Origin of the sequence: Actinacidiphila alni, from assembly GCF_900112845.1 — a bacterium.
GTDB lineage: Bacteria > Actinomycetota > Actinomycetes > Streptomycetales > Streptomycetaceae > Actinacidiphila > Actinacidiphila alni.
Genome location: NZ_FONG01000004.1, coordinates 253,030 through 267,977 on the forward strand (window position 1 = coordinate 253,030; position 14,948 = coordinate 267,977).

A 14,948-nucleotide genomic window follows, 5' to 3' on the forward strand; every position below is an offset into this window, starting at 1 on the left:
CCTCGGGCGCGTCCACCCGTGGCACCCGGCCGTCCCGGCGCACCGCGGCGGCTACCAGACGGGCGGCCCCTGCGCGCTGCGGGCCACCACGCGGTCCAGGGCGGCGGCAGCGGCGGGCACGTCGAGCTGGGAATTGTCGATGATCGGCAGTCCCGAGCCGTACCAGCCGGCCATCCGGCCGTGGATACGGGCGACTTCCTCGTCGGACAGCCGCCGGTTGCCGCTCCGCTCGGCGTTGCGGGTCAGCACGATGTCCAGTCCCGGCAGCAGTACGACGGGCAGCAGACCGGGGCCGACGTGCCGTTTCCAGCCGCCGAGGCCGACCGCGGGGCGGTCGGGGAAGACCGCGTCGTCGATGATGCAGGACACTCCGTTGGCCAGGAAATTGCGGGCGGCGAAGCCGCAGGTGCGACGGGCGAGGCGGTACTGCGCCTCGGAGTGCTCGTTCCAGCCGGCCTGGGGGTCGGCGAAGCCGGACCGTACCCATTCGCGGACGTCGTCCAGGCTGATATGCGCGGTCGGCGCGCCGCGGTGGTCGGCCCAGTGCCGGGCGATGGTGGTCTTGCCCGCGCCCGCCGCGCCGATCAGCAGCACGGCTATCGGGCCGTGCGAGGCGCCGGACAGCGAGCCGCCCGCCTGCTGCGCCGGGACCTGGACGGGCGCGGGCGCCGGCAGCGGGAAATGCCCGGTGCTGCCGGTGACCGTCCCGCGCGGCGGGGTGGGGCCACCGGGCTGCGGCGCCCCCACGGCGTGCTGCATCTCGCCCCACTCCATCCCGTACGGAGGATCACTGGTTGACCGGCGGGTAACGGACCCGTTCGACGGAACGGTACAGCCCCCAGGGGCTGTTGTGTGAACGACCCGCACCCGGGTGTGGTGCCCGGTCCGGCCGGGTCCAATCGCGGGGCGGGCACCGGACAGGCGTCAGCTTTCGGCGGCGTCCGCGAGGGCGCGCAGCGCCAGCCGGTAGGAGCCGATGCCGAAGCCCGCCACCGTGCCGCTGGCGACCGCCGCGACGACCGAATTGTGGCGGAATTCCTCACGGGCGTACGGGTTGGAGATGTGCACCTCGATCAGCGGGGCGGTGCGCTGGGCGGCGGCGTCCCGCATCGCGTACGAGTAGTGCGTGAAGGCGCCGGGGTTGAGGACGACCGGGATGCGGCCGTCGGCGGCCTCGTGCAGCCAGCCGATCAGCTCCGCCTCGTCGTTGGTCTCCCGGACCTCGACGTCGAAGCCCAGCTCCGCGCCCGTCTTGGTGCACTCCTCGACCAGTCCGGCGTAGGAGGTGGCGCCGTACACATCGGGTTCGCGGGAGCCGAGGCGGCCGAGGTTGGGGCCGTTGAGGACCAGGACGCGGGTGGTCACGCGGACACCTCCCCGTAGGCGGCGAGCAGGACGGCCGGGTCCGGGCCCTCCATCACGGTGGGCTTGCCGAGGCCGTCCAGGACGATGAAGCGCAGCAGGTCGCCGCGGGACTTCTTGTCGACCTTCATGGTCTCCACCAGCCGCGGCCACTGGTCGCCGCGGTAGGTCAGCGGCAGTCCGACCGATTCCAGGACGGCGCGGTGCCGGTCGGCGGTGGCGTCGTCCAGCCGTCCGGCGAGCCGGCCGAGTTCGGCGGCGAAGACCATGCCGACCGAGACGGCCGCGCCGTGCCGCCAGTTGTAGCGCTCGTTCTTCTCGATCGCGTGGCCCAGGGTGTGGCCGTAGTTGAGGATCTCGCGCAGCCCGGATTCCTTGAGGTCGGCGGAGACGACCTCGGCCTTGACCCGGATGGCGCGCTCGATCAGCTCGCTGGTGTGCGGCCCCTCGGGCGTACGGGCGGCGGCCGGGTCGGCCTCGATCAGGTCGAGGATGCCGGGGTCGGCGATGAAACCGGCCTTGATGATCTCGGCGAGACCGCTGACGTAGTCGTTGACCGGCAGTGACTCCAGCGCGGCGAGGTCGCACAGCACACCGGCCGGCGGGTGGAAGGCGCCGACCAGGTTCTTGCCCTCGGCGGTGTTGATGCCGGTCTTGCCGCCCACGGCCGCGTCGACCATGCCGAGCACCGTGGTGGGCACCGCGATCCAGCGCACACCGCGCAGCCAGGTCGCGGCGACGAAACCGGCCAGGTCGGTGGTGGCGCCGCCGCCGACGCCGACGATCACATCGGTGCGGGTGAAACCGGTCTGGCCGAGCGCCTTCCAGCAGTAGGCGGCGACCTCGGCGGTCTTGGCCTCCTCCGCGTTGGGCAGCTGGATCGCGACGGCCTCCAGTCCCTGCTCGGCGAGGTCCTCGCGGATCGCCTCGCCGGTGCCGGCCAGCGCCTCGGGGTGCAGCACGGCCACCCGGCGGGCCTTGGGCCCGATGAGTCCGGGCAGTTCACCGAGGAGCTGGTGTCCGACGAGCACCTCGTACGGCTCGGTGCCCGCCGTGCCGCCGACCTGGATACGAGTGGGGGGCGGGGCGTTGTCGCTCATGCGTCCTTCAGTTGGAGTGCGTCGAGGACGGCCTCGGCCACGTCCTCGGGGGTGCGGTCGTCGGTGCTGACCACGGCGCGGGCGATCTCCGTGTACAGCGGGCGGCGGGCTTCCATCAGTTCGCGCCACTGCTGGCGCGGGTTGACCGCGAGCAGCGGGCGCGGCGCGTCCAGGCCGACGCGGCGGACGGCCTGGTGCAGGCCGACGTCGAGGAAGACCACCGGCAGTCCGGCGAGCAGCGCGCGGGTGCCGTCGTCCATGACGGCGCCGCCGCCCAGCGACAGCACGCCGTCGTGCCCGGCGACGGCGGCGCGCACCGCGGCCCGTTCCAGCTCGCGGAAGTGCGGCTCGCCCTCGTCGATGAAGATCTCCGGGATGGGCTTGCCCGCGCCGGTCTCGATGTCGGCGTCGGTGTCGCGGTAGGTGGTGCCGAGCCGGGCGGCCAGCGCGCGGCCTACGGTGGTCTTGCCCGCTCCGGGCGGGCCGACGAGGACGATCGCCGGGCCGGTCACTTGATCGCCAGGTTGTCGAGGAAGCCGCGGACGCCGCGCCGGGTCTGCGCGACCGAGTCGCCGCCGAACTTCTCGGCGACCGCGTCGGCCAGCACCAGTGCCACCATCGCCTCGGCGACGATGCCGGCGGCCGGCACCGCGCACACGTCGGAGCGCTGGTGGTGGGCCTGGGCGACCTCGCCGGTCGTGACGTCGATGGTGGCGAGGGCGCGCGGCACGGTCGCGATCGGCTTCATCGCGGCCCGCACCCGCAGCACCTCGCCGGTGCTCATGCCGCCCTCGGTGCCGCCGGAGCGGCCGGACGAGCGCCGGATGCCGTCGGGACCCGGCACGATCTCGTCGTGCGCCTGCGAACCGGGCACCCGCGCCAGGTCGAAGCCGTCGCCGACCTCGACGCCCTTGATCGCCTGGATGCCCATCAGGGCGCCGGCCAGCCGCGCGTCAAGACGCCGGTCCCAGTGCACGTGCGAGCCGAGGCCGACGGGGACGCCGTACGCCAGCACCTCGACGACGCCGCCGAGGGTGTCACCGTCCTTGTGGGCCTGGTCGATCTCGGCGACCATCGCCTTGCTCGCGTCCGCGTCGAGGCAGCGCACGGGGTCGGCGTCGAGCCGCGCCTCGTCGCCGGGCACGGGCACGACGCCGTACGGCGCCTTCGCCTTCGCCAGCTCCACCACGTGCGAGACGATCTCGATGCCCGCGGTCTCCTTGAGGTAGGAGCGGGCGACGGCGCCGAGCGCGACGCGGGCGGCGGTCTCGCGGGCGCTGGCCCGCTCCAGCACCGGCCGGGCCTCGTCCAGGTCGTACTTCTGCATGCCCGCGAGGTCGGCGTGGCCCGGCCGGGGGCGGGTCAGCGGGGCGTTGCGGGCCAGGCCCGCCAGGATCTCCGGGTCCACCGGGTCGGCCGCCATCACCTGTTCCCACTTGGGCCACTCGGTGTTGCCGACCATGATCGCCACCGGGCTGCCCATGGTGAGTCCGTGCCGGACGCCGCCGAGGAAGGTCACCTCGTCGCGCTCGAACTTCATCCGCGCGCCGCGTCCGTAGCCGAGCCGCCGCCGCGCCAGCGCGTCGGCCACCAGGTCCGTGGTGACGGGCACCCCGGACGGCAGCCCCTCCAACGTCGCGACGAGTGCGGGACCGTGCGACTCCCCCGCGGTCAGCCAGCGCAACCTGCTCAACGGTGCTCCCTTGGTATCGCGCCCGTGCCTGTTCGCCCCGATCCTCCCACGATTCGCGGGGGCGTCCTGAACGGCGTCCAGCGTACGGACGCCGGCATCCGGGCTGCGCGCGGCAGGCGCTGGGCGGCGGCCGTCAGTGACCGGCGAGCGCCGCCTCGCCCGCCGCGCGCATCGCGGACAGCGGTACGGGGGTGCGGCCGGTGTACTGCTCGATCTGCAGGACCGCCTGATGAACGAGGAGGTCGAGGCCGCCGATGACGGGGCCGCCGCGGGCGGACCAGGCGGCGGCGAGCGGGGTCGGCCAGGGGTCGTAGAGCACGTCGAAGAGGGCGCCGGGCCGGTCGGGTACGGCGTCGGCGAGGTGGTCGGCGGCGCCGGCCGGGGTGGTGGCGATCACCAGCGGCTCGCCGAGTGCCTTGGCCGCGTCCGCCCACTCCGCGGTCCGTACGGGGACGCCGAGCCGCTCGCCCCACTGCCGCATCTCGGTGGCCCGGGCGGGGCCGCGCACATAGGCGGTGACCTCGCCCGCGCCGAGCCGCGCGAGCGCCGCGAGCGCGGAGGAGGCGGTGGCACCGGCACCGAGGACCGCGGCGGACGGCACCGGGCCGACGCCGCGCTCGCGCAGCGCGGCGAGCATGCCGGGGATGTCGGTGTTGTCGCCCCTGCGGCGGCCGTCCGCGCCGAACACCACGGTGTTGACGGCCTCCACGGAGGCCGCGGCGTCGCTGACCTCGTCCAGCAGCGGAATGACCGCCCGCTTCAGCGGCATCGTCAGCGACAGGCCGCGCCACTGCGCGGTGTCGAGGCCGCCGATGAAGCCGGGCAGCGCGGCCTCGTCCACCTCGAAGCGGTCGTAGCGCCAGGCGTCGAGCCCCATAGCGGCGTACGCGGCCCGGTGCAGCACCGGGGAGAGCGAGTGCGCGATGGGCGACCCGAGCACCGCCGCGCGGCGGATGCCCGGTGATCCGGTGGTGGTCACGGCGGTCGCGGTCCTACTGGTTGTTGTACTGGTCGTAGAGCTTCTGGAACTCGGCATGCGTCTCGGTGAACTTGGTGGTCTTGCCGTCCAGCGAGATGAAGTAGTACCAGTTGCCGCCGTCGGGGTTCATGGCCGCCTTGAGGGCGTCCACCCCCGGGTTGCCGATCGGCCCGGGCGGCAGGCCCTTGTACTTGTACGTGTTGTACGGGTCGTCCAGCGACTTGATCTTGGCGAGGCTGATGTTCGTGGCGCTGGTGTTCTTGATGTAGTTGTAGGTCGAGTCGAACTGGAGCAGCCCGTAGGTCTCCTTGTTCGTGGGGACCATCCGGTTGTAGACGACCTTCGCCATCTTCTTGAAGTCGTCGTCCGTCTTGCCCTCGGCCTGGACGAGGCTGGCGACCGTCAGCAGCTGGTAGGGGCCGCTGAGGCCCTGCTTCTTGGCCTCGCCCGCCAGGTCGAACTGGGCGAACTGCTCCTTGGCCTGGCCGACCATCTGCTTGAGCAGGTCCTGCGGCTTCATGCCCTTGGCGACGCTGTAGCGCGACGGGAAGAGGAAGCCCTCCAGCGGGTCCTTGACCTTGGAGCCGGTGTCCGCCCAGTCCGGCAGGCCGAGGTTCTTGACCTGCTCGCGCGCGACCTTCTTCGTGGTGCCGGCGGACAGCCCGAGCCGCTTGTCGATCGTTTCGTAGATCTGCGCGTCGCGCATGCCCTCGGCGATGATCATCGCGTTCTGCGACTTCGGGTCCAGCATCATCGTGACGGCCGAGGCCGCGGACATCTGCTTGTTCAGGACGTAGACGCCGGCCTGGATGAACTGGCCCTTGGGGTTCTTGCGGGCCGCGGCCGTGAAGGCGTCGACGCTCTTGACCACGCCGTCGGACTTGAGGATGTTGCCCATCGTGGTGATCGTCGAGCCCTTGGGGATCTCGACCTGCACCTGTCCGGAACCGTCGCCCGAGTAGTCCGGCGCCGGGCCGAAACGGTCCTGGTAGAAGTTGTAGCCGAAGTAGCCGACGCCGCCGAGGACACCGCCGAGCACGACCACCACGACGAGGCAGGCGCAGCCGCTGCGGCGCTTCTTGCCGCCCTTGGCCTGGCCCGACTTGCCCGCGCGGCGTCCGCCGGCGGAGGCGGGGAGGTCGTCATCGTCGTCGTCATCGTCGCGGCCCGAGAAGAAGGCGTGCTCGCGCGGATCGGCGTCCGCGTCGTCGTCCGCCGCCCAGTCGCCGGTGTTCGCGGGGGCGGAGCGCAACGGTGTGCTGCCGGGCTCCTGCGGGCGGCCGCCGGGGCCGGGGTTCTGGCCCTGACCCGGCTGACCCTGACCCTGGACCGGCCGGCCCGGACCCTGGCCCTGGACCGGCTGCCCCTGCCCGGGCATCGGCTGCTGCGGGCCGCCCTGCACGGGTTGTTGCGGTTGCTGCCGGTACTGCGGCTGCTGGGGCGGCGGGTAGCCGTTCTGCCCGTAGAAGTCGGGCTGCTGACCGCCGGCCGCGTACGGGTCCTGCGGCTGGTGGCCGCCGTACGGGTCCTGGTGGCCGTAACCGCCGACCTGGTGCGCGCCGGTGTCGTAGCCGTCGTACTGGCCCTGCCCGTACTGCTGCTGCGGGTGCTGGGGCTGCGCCTGGGGCTGGTACTGCTGCTGTTGCGGGTAACCCTGCTGAGGGTGCTGCTGGTACTGCTGCTGCGTCTGCTGGGGGTACTGCTGACCGCCGTCCTGCGGGTACTGCTGCTGGTGCTGGCCGGTCGCATAGGGGTCGGCCCAGCCGCCCTGCTGCTGAGGCTGCGGCGGGTACGGCTGCTGCGCCTGCTCGTAGCCGTCGCCGTAGGCGTCACCGAAGAGCGGGTCCTCGGGATGCCACGGTTCGGAGCCGGAGCCCCGGCCATAGTCAGTCATCGGTCCCCTTGGTACGCGGTCGGCAACCGGCTTGCCGACCCTGCGAAACGGGCGGCGCCCGAGGGGCGCCGCCGTGTCGCGCGAGACGTTACCGTATCGCGATCAGATGACCACTTCGACGCTCTCGCCCGGAGCTTTACCCGACACCCGTTCGGTCTCCAGCGCACTTTGCAGAATAATGACCGCGGCAGCCTGGTCGACTACGGAGCGTCCTTTTTTCGCCTTCACGCCGGAGGCGCGGAGCCCCTGCGCCGCCGTCACCGTACTCATGCGTTCGTCCACCAGGCGCACCGGGACAGGCGAAATGACTTTCGCCACATGCTGGGCGAAGCCCCGGACCTTGGCCGCGGCGGGGCCCTCTCCCCCGTTGAGCGAGCGCGGCAGGCCGATGACGACCTCGACCGGTTCGTACTCGGTGACGATCGCGGCCAGCCGCCGTACCGCGGCGGGCACGTCCCGTCCCGGCACGGTCTCGACGGGGGTGGCGAGGATCCCGTCGGGGTCGCAGGAGGCGACCCCGATCCGGGCGTCCCCGACGTCGATCGCCACCCGGACCCCGCGCCGGAAGGGCGCCGCGGGGTCCTGGCCCTGCCGCGGACCGGTCGCCGTCACGCCTTCTCGCCGACCAGGCGCTGGACGGCCTCGACGGCGTCCGGGACCGCGGCCGGGTTCTGGCCGCCGCCCTGGGCGACGTCGTCCTTGCCGCCGCCTCCGCCGCCGAGGGTCTTGGCGGCGGTGCGGACCAGCTCACCGGCCTTGATGCCGCGCTCGCGCGCGGCCTCATTGGTGGCGACGACGGTCAGCGGGCGGCCGTTGGCCACCGTGAACAGCGCGACGACGGCGGGCCGGCCGCCGCCGATCCGCTGCCGCACGTCGAGGACGAGCTTGCGCAGGTCGTCGGCGCCGGTGCCGTCGGGCACCGAGCCGGTCACCAGGGCGACGCCCTTGATGTCGGCGGCGCTGTCGGCGAGCCCGGCGGCGGCCTGGAGGACCTTCTCCGCGCGGAACCGCTCGATCTCCTTCTCGGCGTCCTTGAGCTTGGCGAGCATCCCGGCGACCTTGTCGGGCAGCTCCTCGGGGCGGCCCTTGACCAGGTCGGTGAGCTGGGCGACGAGAGTGTGCTCGCGGGCCAGGAAGTTGTAGGCGTCCACGCCGACCAGGGCCTCGACGCGGCGCACACCGGAGCCGATGGAGGATTCGCCGAGCAGCTTGACCAGGCCGAGCTGGGCGGTGTTGTGCACATGGGTGCCGCCGCACAGCTCCTTGGAGAAGTCGCCGATGGTGACGACCCGGACCCGCTCGCCGTACTTCTCGCCGAACTCGGCGATGGCGCCCTGGGCCTTGGCCTCGGCGATCGGCAGGATCTCGGCGGTGACGTCCAGTTCGCGGGCGAGCACCTCGTTGATCTTCTGCTCGACGTCGGTGAGGACGGTGCCGGGGACGGCGGCCGGGGAGCCGAAGTCGAAGCGGAAGCGGCCGGGGGCGTTCTCCGAACCGGCCTGGGCGGCGGTCGGGCCGAGGGCGTCGCGCAGCGCCTGGTGGGTGAGGTGGGTGGCGCTGTGGGCGCGGGCGATGGCACGCCGGCGCACCAGGTCGATCTGGGCCAGCACCTGGGCGCCGACGGTGACTTCGCCGACCTGGACGACGCCCTTGTGCACGCTGACGCCGGGCACCGGCTGCTGCACGTCGCGGATCTCGATCACGGCGCCGTTGTCGACCCGGATCCGGCCGGTGTCGGCGAGCTGGCCGCCGCCCTCGGCGTAGAACGGCGTACGGTCGAGCACCACTTCGACCTCGTCGCCCTCGGTGGCGGCGGGCGACGGGAGGCCGTCGACGAGCAGGCCGACGACGGTGGCCTCGTTGTGGTTCTCGGTGTAGCCGGTGAATTCGGTGCTGCCGGAGCGGTCGGCGACCTCGCGGTAGGCGGACAGGTCGGCGTGCCCGGTCTTCTTCGCGCGGGCGTCGGCCTTGGCCTTGTCGCGCTGCTCCTGCATCAGCCGGCGGAAGCCCGCCTCGTCCACCGACAGGCCCTGCTCCGAGGCCATTTCGAGGGTGAGGTCGATCGGGAAGCCCCAGGTGTCGTGGAGCAGGAATGCCTTGTCACCGGCGAGCACGGAGCCGCCGGACTGCTTGGTCTCGGTGATGGCGGTGTCGAGGATGTTGGTGCCGGCCTTCAGCGTCTTGAGGAAGGCGGCCTCCTCGGCGAGGGCGACGGTCTCGATCCGCTTGCGGTCCGAGATCAGCTCCGGATACTGCTCGCCCATCGTCTTGATGACGACGTCGGCCAGTTCGGCGACGACCGGCTCGGTGGCGCCCAGCAGCCGCATATTGCGGATGGCGCGGCGCATGATGCGGCGCAGCACATAGCCGCGGCCCTCGTTGCCGGGGGTGACGCCGTCGCCGATGAGCATCACGGACGTCCGCAGGTGGTCGGCGACGACGCGCAGGGCGACGTCCGTATCGTGCGACCGGCCGTAGGGCACCCCGGTCAGTTCGGTGGCCTTGTCCATGACCACGCGCAGGGTGTCGGTCTCGTACATGTTCTGCACGCCCTGCAGGATCATCGCCAGGCGTTCGAGACCGAGGCCGGTGTCGATGTTCTTGCTGGGCAGGTCGCCGAGGATCGGGAAGCTGTCCTTGCCCTCGCCGGCGCCGCGCACGTACTGCATGAAGACCAGGTTCCAGATCTCCACGTACCGCTCGTCGTTGACGGCCGGGCCGCCCTCGACGCCGAATTCGGGGCCGCGGTCGTAGTTGATCTCCGAGCACGGGCCGCAGGGGCCGGGGACGCCCATGGACCAGAAGTTGGGGCCCATGCCGAGCCGCTGGATGCGCTCGGCGGGCACGCCGATGACGTCGCGCCAGATCTGCTCGGCCTCGTCGTCCTCCTCGTACACGGTGATCCAGAGCCGGTCGGGCTCCAGGCCGTAGCCACCGTCCTCCAGGGAGCCGGTGAGCAGCTCCCAGGCGTACTTGATGGCGCCTTCCTTGAAGTAGTCGCCGAAGGAGAAGTTGCCGCACATCTGGAAGAACGTGCCGTGCCTGGTGGTCTTGCCGACCTCTTCGATGTCCGGGGTGCGCACGCACTTCTGGACGCTGGTGGCGCGGTCGAAGGGCGGTTTGACCTCGCCGAGGAAGTACGGCTTGAACGGAACCATGCCCGCCGGGACCAGCAGCAGTGTGGGGTCGTCGGCGATGAGGGACGCCGACGGCACGACGGTGTGCCCGCGCTCCTCGAAGAAGCGCAGCCAGCGGCGGCGGATTTCTGCCGACTCCATCAGTGTTCGTCCTTCCGGTTGTACGCAATGCTCCGGCGCGGTGCCGGGAGTTCAGAGGGTGCTTCGGTGGTGGCGGCGCTGCCGGTGAGGCCGAGCGCGTCCTGGAGTTCGATCTCGCGCTGCGTCATGCCGGCCCGGACGTCCTGGGCGAACACCCGCAGCCGCGCCCCGGTCTCCAGCGCCCGGTCGGCCGCGCTCGCCGCGAGGCTCTCCGGGGTGAGGCGGCGCAGCACCCGGTTGACCTTGGTGGTGGCCCACACGCCGGTGGCGGCACCGGTGAGGAACCAGAACATACGGCGGAACATACGGGCCTCAGTCCTTCGAGCGGTTGCGACGGCCACCGCGCCGGGCGGCGGGGAGCACCTTGCCGGACGCGGCGGTCCCGCCGCGCCTGCGGGCGCCGCGGGTGTCCGCCGCGTCCGCGGTCCGCAGGCCGACCGCGCGCCGTACGCCGTAGCTGAACGCGGCGACCTTGACCAGCGGGCCGCCGAAGGCGGACGCGACGGTCGAGGAGAGCGCGGACGCGTTGGCCGTCACCTCGGCCACCTCGGCGGTGATGGTGTCGACCCGGTCGAGCTGGCTGTGCGCGGAGCGCAGCGCGTCGGAGGCGTCGCCGAGCAGCGGTACGGCCTGCTCGGTGATCCCGGCCACGAGTTCGCTGGTCCGCCTGAGCGTCTGGGCGAGCCTGACCAGCGCGACGGCCAGGAACGACACCAGGATCGCCCAGAAGACCGCCACGATCAGGCCAGCCACCTCTGCACCGGACACGTTGCTGCGCTCCCTCACGGTCGGCTCTGCACGACGGTTTTCGCGCCACGACATCGGCTTCCGACCTTATCGCGCCGGGCCTGCGCGTCCGTACCGCATTAGGCGCGCGCCGGACCGCGACTCGCGGGCGCCCTGGTCGGTGCCCGCGGGCGCCCTTATACCACCACGCGGCGGCGGGATTGTACGGTCCGCACACCCTCAAGTACGCTCCGTGCACCATGGAGACTGTGGGTAATCTCCCGATCGAGCTGACCAGCTTCGTCGGCCGGACGTCCGAACTCGCCGAGTTGGACGTGCTGTTGGCGCAGTCCAGGCTGAGCACCCTGACCGGCGCGGGCGGGGTCGGCAAGACCCGGCTGGCGCTGCGCGCGGCGCGCCGGGCGCAGGACCGTTTCCCCGACGGGGCCTGGCTGGTCGAGCTGTCCGGGCTCGGCGACGCCTCGCTGCTGGACCACGCGGTCGCCGAGGCGCTGCGGCTGGCCGACCACACCACCCGGTCGCCGCGTGCGGTGCTGACCGAGCGGCTGGCCGACCGCGAGCTGCTGCTGGTGCTGGACGGCTACGACCGGCTGCCGGCCGAAGTGGCCGGTCTCGCCGCGGAGTTGCTGCGCCGGGCGCCGGGCCTGCGGGTGCTGGCGGCAGGGCGCAGGCCGCTGGGGGTCACCGGGGAACGGCTGCTGCCGCTGGAGCCGCTGCCGGCGGCGGACGCGGACAGCGACGCGGTGCGGCTGTTCGCCGAGCGGGCGGCGGCGGTGCTGCCGGGTTTCACGGTGACGGCCGCGAACAGCGGCCCGGTGGTGGAGCTGTGCGCGCGGCTCGACGGTCTGCCGCTGGCACTCGAACTGGCGGCGGTACGGCTGCGGGCGCTGTCGGTGGAGCAGGTGCTCGACCGGCTCGACGACCCTTTCCGGCTGCTGACCGGCGGTGATCCGACGGCGCCCGCGCGGCACCGGGCGCTGCGGACGGCGATCGGCTGGAGCCACGAGCTGTGCACACCGGGCCAGCGGCTGCTGTGGGCGCGCCTGTCGGTCTTCGCCGGGCGCTTCGACCTGGACGCGGCGGAGTACGTGTGCGCGGGTCCCGATCTGGCGGCCGAGGACATCGTGGAGACGGTGTCGGCGCTGGTCGACCAGTCGGTGCTCGGCCGCGAGGAGGGCGCCGACGGTCTGGTGCGCTACCGGATGCTGGACACCGTCCGGGAGTACGGCGCCGGGTGGCTGGCCGCGCTCGGCGACGACGAGCGGATGCGGCGCCGGCACCGCGACTGGTACCTGGGCCTGGCGACCTGGTGCGAGCTGGACTGGTTCAGCCCGCGGCAGTCGGAGGTGGCCGCGCGGGTGGAGGCCGACCTGCCGAATCTGCGGCTCGCGCTGGAGTTCAGTCTCGACGGGACTCCCGACCGGCCGCCGGAGGACCCGGCCGTCGGCCAGTACCTGGCGGCGACCATGTGGTTCTGCTGGGTGGGCTGCGGCCGGCTCGCCGAGGGCAGGCACTGGCTGGAGCGGGCGCTCGACATCGCCGACGGGCGCTCGGAGGCGCGCGCCAAGGTGATGTGGGTGTACGGCTATGTGACGCTGCTCCAGGGCGACTCGGTCGCGGCCCTCGAAGTGCTCCAGCGGTGCCGGGCCGAGGCGGAGGCCGCGGACAACGGGACGGCGCTGGCGTACGCGGTGCACCGGCTCGGCTGCCTCGCGCTGGTCTCCGACGACATGCCGCGGGCCGAGCGGTACATCGGCGACGCGCTGCTGCGCTACCGGCGGATCGGCGAGCTGAACAGCAATGTGCTGATGGCGCAGGTCGAGCTGGCGATGGCGGTGGCCTTCCAGGGCGATCTGGAGCAGGCGGTGGCGCTGGCGACCGAGGCGCGGAACATCTGCCACGACCACGGCGAGCGGTGGACGCTGGCGTACGCGCTCTATGTGCTGGGTTACGCGGCCTGGCTCGGCGGCGACCGGGCGCAGGCGCGGGCGCTGGCCGAGGAGTCACTGGCGATCGACCACGCCTTCCACGACCTGGTCGGCGCCGTGCTCGCGCTGGAGCTGCTGGCCCTGATCACCGAGGACGAGGGCGCGCCGCACGACGCGGCGGTGCTCCAGGGCGCGGCCGGCCGGCTGTGGGCGTCGGTGGGGCTGCGCCTGTTCGGCTCGCGTTATTTCAACGCCCCGCACACCCTGTGCGAGGCCCGGGTCCGGGCGGCGCTGGGCGACGACGCCTACGCCGCCGCGCTGCGCGAGGGCGAACGGCTCGGCCTGGACGAGGCGGTGCGCCGCGCGACCGGGCAGCGGCCGGTCAGGGTACGGGCGCCCGAGGTGCGGGCCCCGTGACGCGCTCAGGGGCGCGGGGAGGTGTCCCCGCGCCCCTGGTCGGCACGCTGCCGCGCTGAAGGGATCAGCGGGCGTAGTACTCGACGACGAGCTGCTCGTCGCAGATGACCGGGATCTCGTTGCGGTTGGGGTCGCGGTCGAGACGGAAGGCCAGCGCCTGGAGATTGGTCTGGAGGTAGCGGGGCGTCTCGCCCTCGCCCGCCCAGCCGCCCTCGCGGGCGACGATGAAGGGCGTCTTCTCGCGGGACCGCTCGCGGACCGTCACGACGTCGTCCGGACGGACCCGGTAGGACGGCTTGTCGACCTTGCGGCCGTTGACCTCGATGTGGCCGTGCACGACCATCTGGCGCGACTGGTAGATCGTACGGGCCAGGCCGGCGCGGAGCACGAGCGCGTCGAGGCGCCGCTCCAGCTCGATGATCAGCGCGTCGCCGGTCCGCAGGCCGGAGACCTTCTTGGCCCGGTCGTACGCGCGCTGCATCTGCCGCTCGCTGATGTCGTACTGCGCGCGCAGCCGCTGCTTCTCCAGCAGCCGGGTCTTGTAGTCGCTGTTCTGCTTGCGACCACGGCCGTGCTCACCGGGCGGGTAGGGGCGGGCCTCGAAGTACTTGACCGCCTTCGGGGTGAGCGCGATGCCCAGCGCCCGGGACTTCTTGACCTTGGGACGCGACTGATTCACGTGCGTCGAACCTCCGTGTAAATTAGGTAAGGCTTACCTTAGCTGAGGAGATCGCATGATTCGACCCGGGAACCCCATGTCTGGCGTACCAGCGCACGGTCAGCCGCGTCCCGAAGCGGAAGAAGCGCCCCGGCTGCCTTCGGCAGCCGAACGCGCGCGAACTCTCGTCGAGAATAACGCGTCCGCGGTGATGACGGTCCCCGGCCTGGTCACGGGCCCGGCCGACGACATGACGCCGCTGCGGCGGTCGGTCTGCCCGACGGGAGACGTGTTCCTGCTGTTCCCGGACGAATCGCCCGTGGTGCGCGTGGTCCTGGCCGCGGACGGCGAGGAGATCGAGGCTGTGCTGGAAATCACGGATGTGGCGCCGGTCGCAGTGCCGCACCGGATCCGCGGCCGGGCCTGGGTCGCCGGCTGGCTGACGGCGGTGCCCGGCGGCACCCCGCAGGCCGGTACGACGCTGGTGCGGCTGGAGACCGGCGAGATCTCGCTCGACGACCTGTGGGGCGCGGCCCTGGTGGAGCCGGACGAGTTCGCGGACGCCGCCGCCGATCCGCTGGCCTGCTGCGAGACGGAGCTGCTCCAGCACCTGGCCGCGGCGCACGGCCCGGACGTCGGGCTGCTGTGCGGCCTGGTCGGCCGCTCCGGGCTGCCGTGCGGCGACGCGGACCCGTCCGCCGTGGCCGCGGTGCCGCTGGCGCTCGACCGCTTCGGGCTGCGGGTCCGCTTCACCGGCGACGACGGCGTCTTCGACGCCCGTTTCGACTTCCCCGAGCCGGTCGAGGACCGGGACGGCCTGCGCCGTTCCATGCTCGTCCTCTTCGAGGCGGCGCGGGACTCGTAGCGGCCCGGGACTCATGACGGTGCGGGG

14 protein-coding genes are annotated in these 14,948 nt (G+C 72.6%); 2 read left to right on the plus strand and 12 right to left on the minus strand.

Going from position 1 to position 14,948, the window contains the following annotated elements; translation table 11 throughout:
• Positions 1-51: 51 nt before the first annotated feature.
• From BM076_RS08935 to BM076_RS08990, 11 genes are all read right to left on the minus strand, one after another.
• Entirely contained in the window at positions 52-759 is a 708-nt protein-coding gene (locus BM076_RS08935; RefSeq protein ID WP_093713033.1) for an AAA family ATPase, read from the minus strand.
• A 165-nt stretch (positions 760-924) separates the two neighbouring features.
• Positions 925-1,365, minus strand: coding sequence for a type II 3-dehydroquinate dehydratase (gene aroQ, locus BM076_RS08940; RefSeq protein ID WP_093712884.1), 441 nt, complete (start codon positions 1,363-1,365; stop codon positions 925-927).
• Positions 1,362-2,462 (minus strand): 3-dehydroquinate synthase, encoded by a 1,101-nt coding sequence (aroB, locus tag BM076_RS08945; protein WP_093712885.1) that lies wholly within the window; start codon positions 2,460-2,462, stop codon positions 1,362-1,364. Before aroB ends, aroQ begins: the two co-directional genes overlap by 4 nt.
• Positions 2,459-2,974, minus strand: a complete 516-nt coding sequence (locus tag BM076_RS08950; RefSeq protein ID WP_093712886.1) for a shikimate kinase — start codon at positions 2,972-2,974, stop codon at positions 2,459-2,461. Before BM076_RS08950 ends, aroB begins: the two co-directional genes overlap by 4 nt.
• A complete protein-coding gene (gene aroC, locus BM076_RS08955; RefSeq protein ID WP_093712887.1) occupies positions 2,971-4,155 on the minus strand; it encodes a chorismate synthase in 1,185 nt (394 codons plus the stop codon). The genes BM076_RS08950 and aroC overlap by 4 nt, the downstream gene beginning before the upstream one ends.
• A 133-nt stretch (positions 4,156-4,288) precedes the next feature.
• Entirely contained in the window at positions 4,289-5,134 is an 846-nt protein-coding gene (locus BM076_RS08960; protein WP_245795876.1) for a shikimate dehydrogenase, read from the minus strand.
• A 13-nt stretch (positions 5,135-5,147) separates the two neighbouring features.
• The gene (mltG, locus tag BM076_RS08965; RefSeq protein WP_093712889.1) at positions 5,148-7,028 is read right to left on the minus strand and encodes an endolytic transglycosylase MltG; all 1,881 of its coding nucleotides are present in this window, start codon (positions 7,026-7,028) and stop codon (positions 5,148-5,150) included.
• A gap of 102 nt (positions 7,029-7,130) precedes the next feature.
• On the minus strand, positions 7,131-7,577 hold the full coding sequence (gene ruvX, locus BM076_RS08975) for a Holliday junction resolvase RuvX (RefSeq protein WP_245795878.1): 447 nt from the start codon (positions 7,575-7,577) through the stop codon (positions 7,131-7,133).
• A gap of 59 nt (positions 7,578-7,636) precedes the next feature.
• Positions 7,637-10,306: an alanine--tRNA ligase gene (alaS, locus tag BM076_RS08980; RefSeq protein WP_093712891.1), complete on the minus strand. Its 2,670-nt coding sequence runs from the start codon at positions 10,304-10,306 to the stop codon at positions 7,637-7,639.
• Entirely contained in the window at positions 10,306-10,611 is a 306-nt protein-coding gene (locus BM076_RS08985; protein WP_093712892.1) for a DUF6167 family protein, read from the minus strand. The genes alaS and BM076_RS08985 overlap by 1 nt, the downstream gene beginning before the upstream one ends.
• 7 nt (positions 10,612-10,618) lie before the next feature.
• A complete protein-coding gene (locus tag BM076_RS08990; RefSeq protein ID WP_177246382.1) occupies positions 10,619-11,074 on the minus strand; it encodes a DUF948 domain-containing protein in 456 nt (151 codons plus the stop codon).
• A 218-nt stretch (positions 11,075-11,292) separates the two neighbouring features.
• Here BM076_RS08990 and BM076_RS08995 point away from each other — a divergent pair, with 218 nt between their 5' ends.
• Positions 11,293-13,398 carry an ATP-binding protein gene (locus BM076_RS08995; RefSeq protein ID WP_143120542.1) on the plus strand — a complete coding sequence of 702 codons (2,106 nt, stop codon included), beginning with the start codon at positions 11,293-11,295 and terminating at the stop codon, positions 13,396-13,398.
• Positions 13,399-13,462: 64 nt separating this feature from the next.
• Here the strand turns inward: BM076_RS08995 and rpsD are convergent, their stop codons facing one another.
• The gene (gene rpsD, locus BM076_RS09000) at positions 13,463-14,077 is read right to left on the minus strand and encodes a 30S ribosomal protein S4 (protein WP_093712895.1); all 615 of its coding nucleotides are present in this window, start codon (positions 14,075-14,077) and stop codon (positions 13,463-13,465) included.
• Positions 14,078-14,210: 133 nt separating this feature from the next.
• Here rpsD and BM076_RS09005 point away from each other — a divergent pair, with 133 nt between their 5' ends.
• Positions 14,211-14,921, plus strand: a complete 711-nt coding sequence (locus BM076_RS09005; protein WP_093713034.1) for a DUF2470 domain-containing protein — start codon at positions 14,211-14,213, stop codon at positions 14,919-14,921.
• The last annotated feature ends 27 nt before the right edge of the window (positions 14,922-14,948 follow it).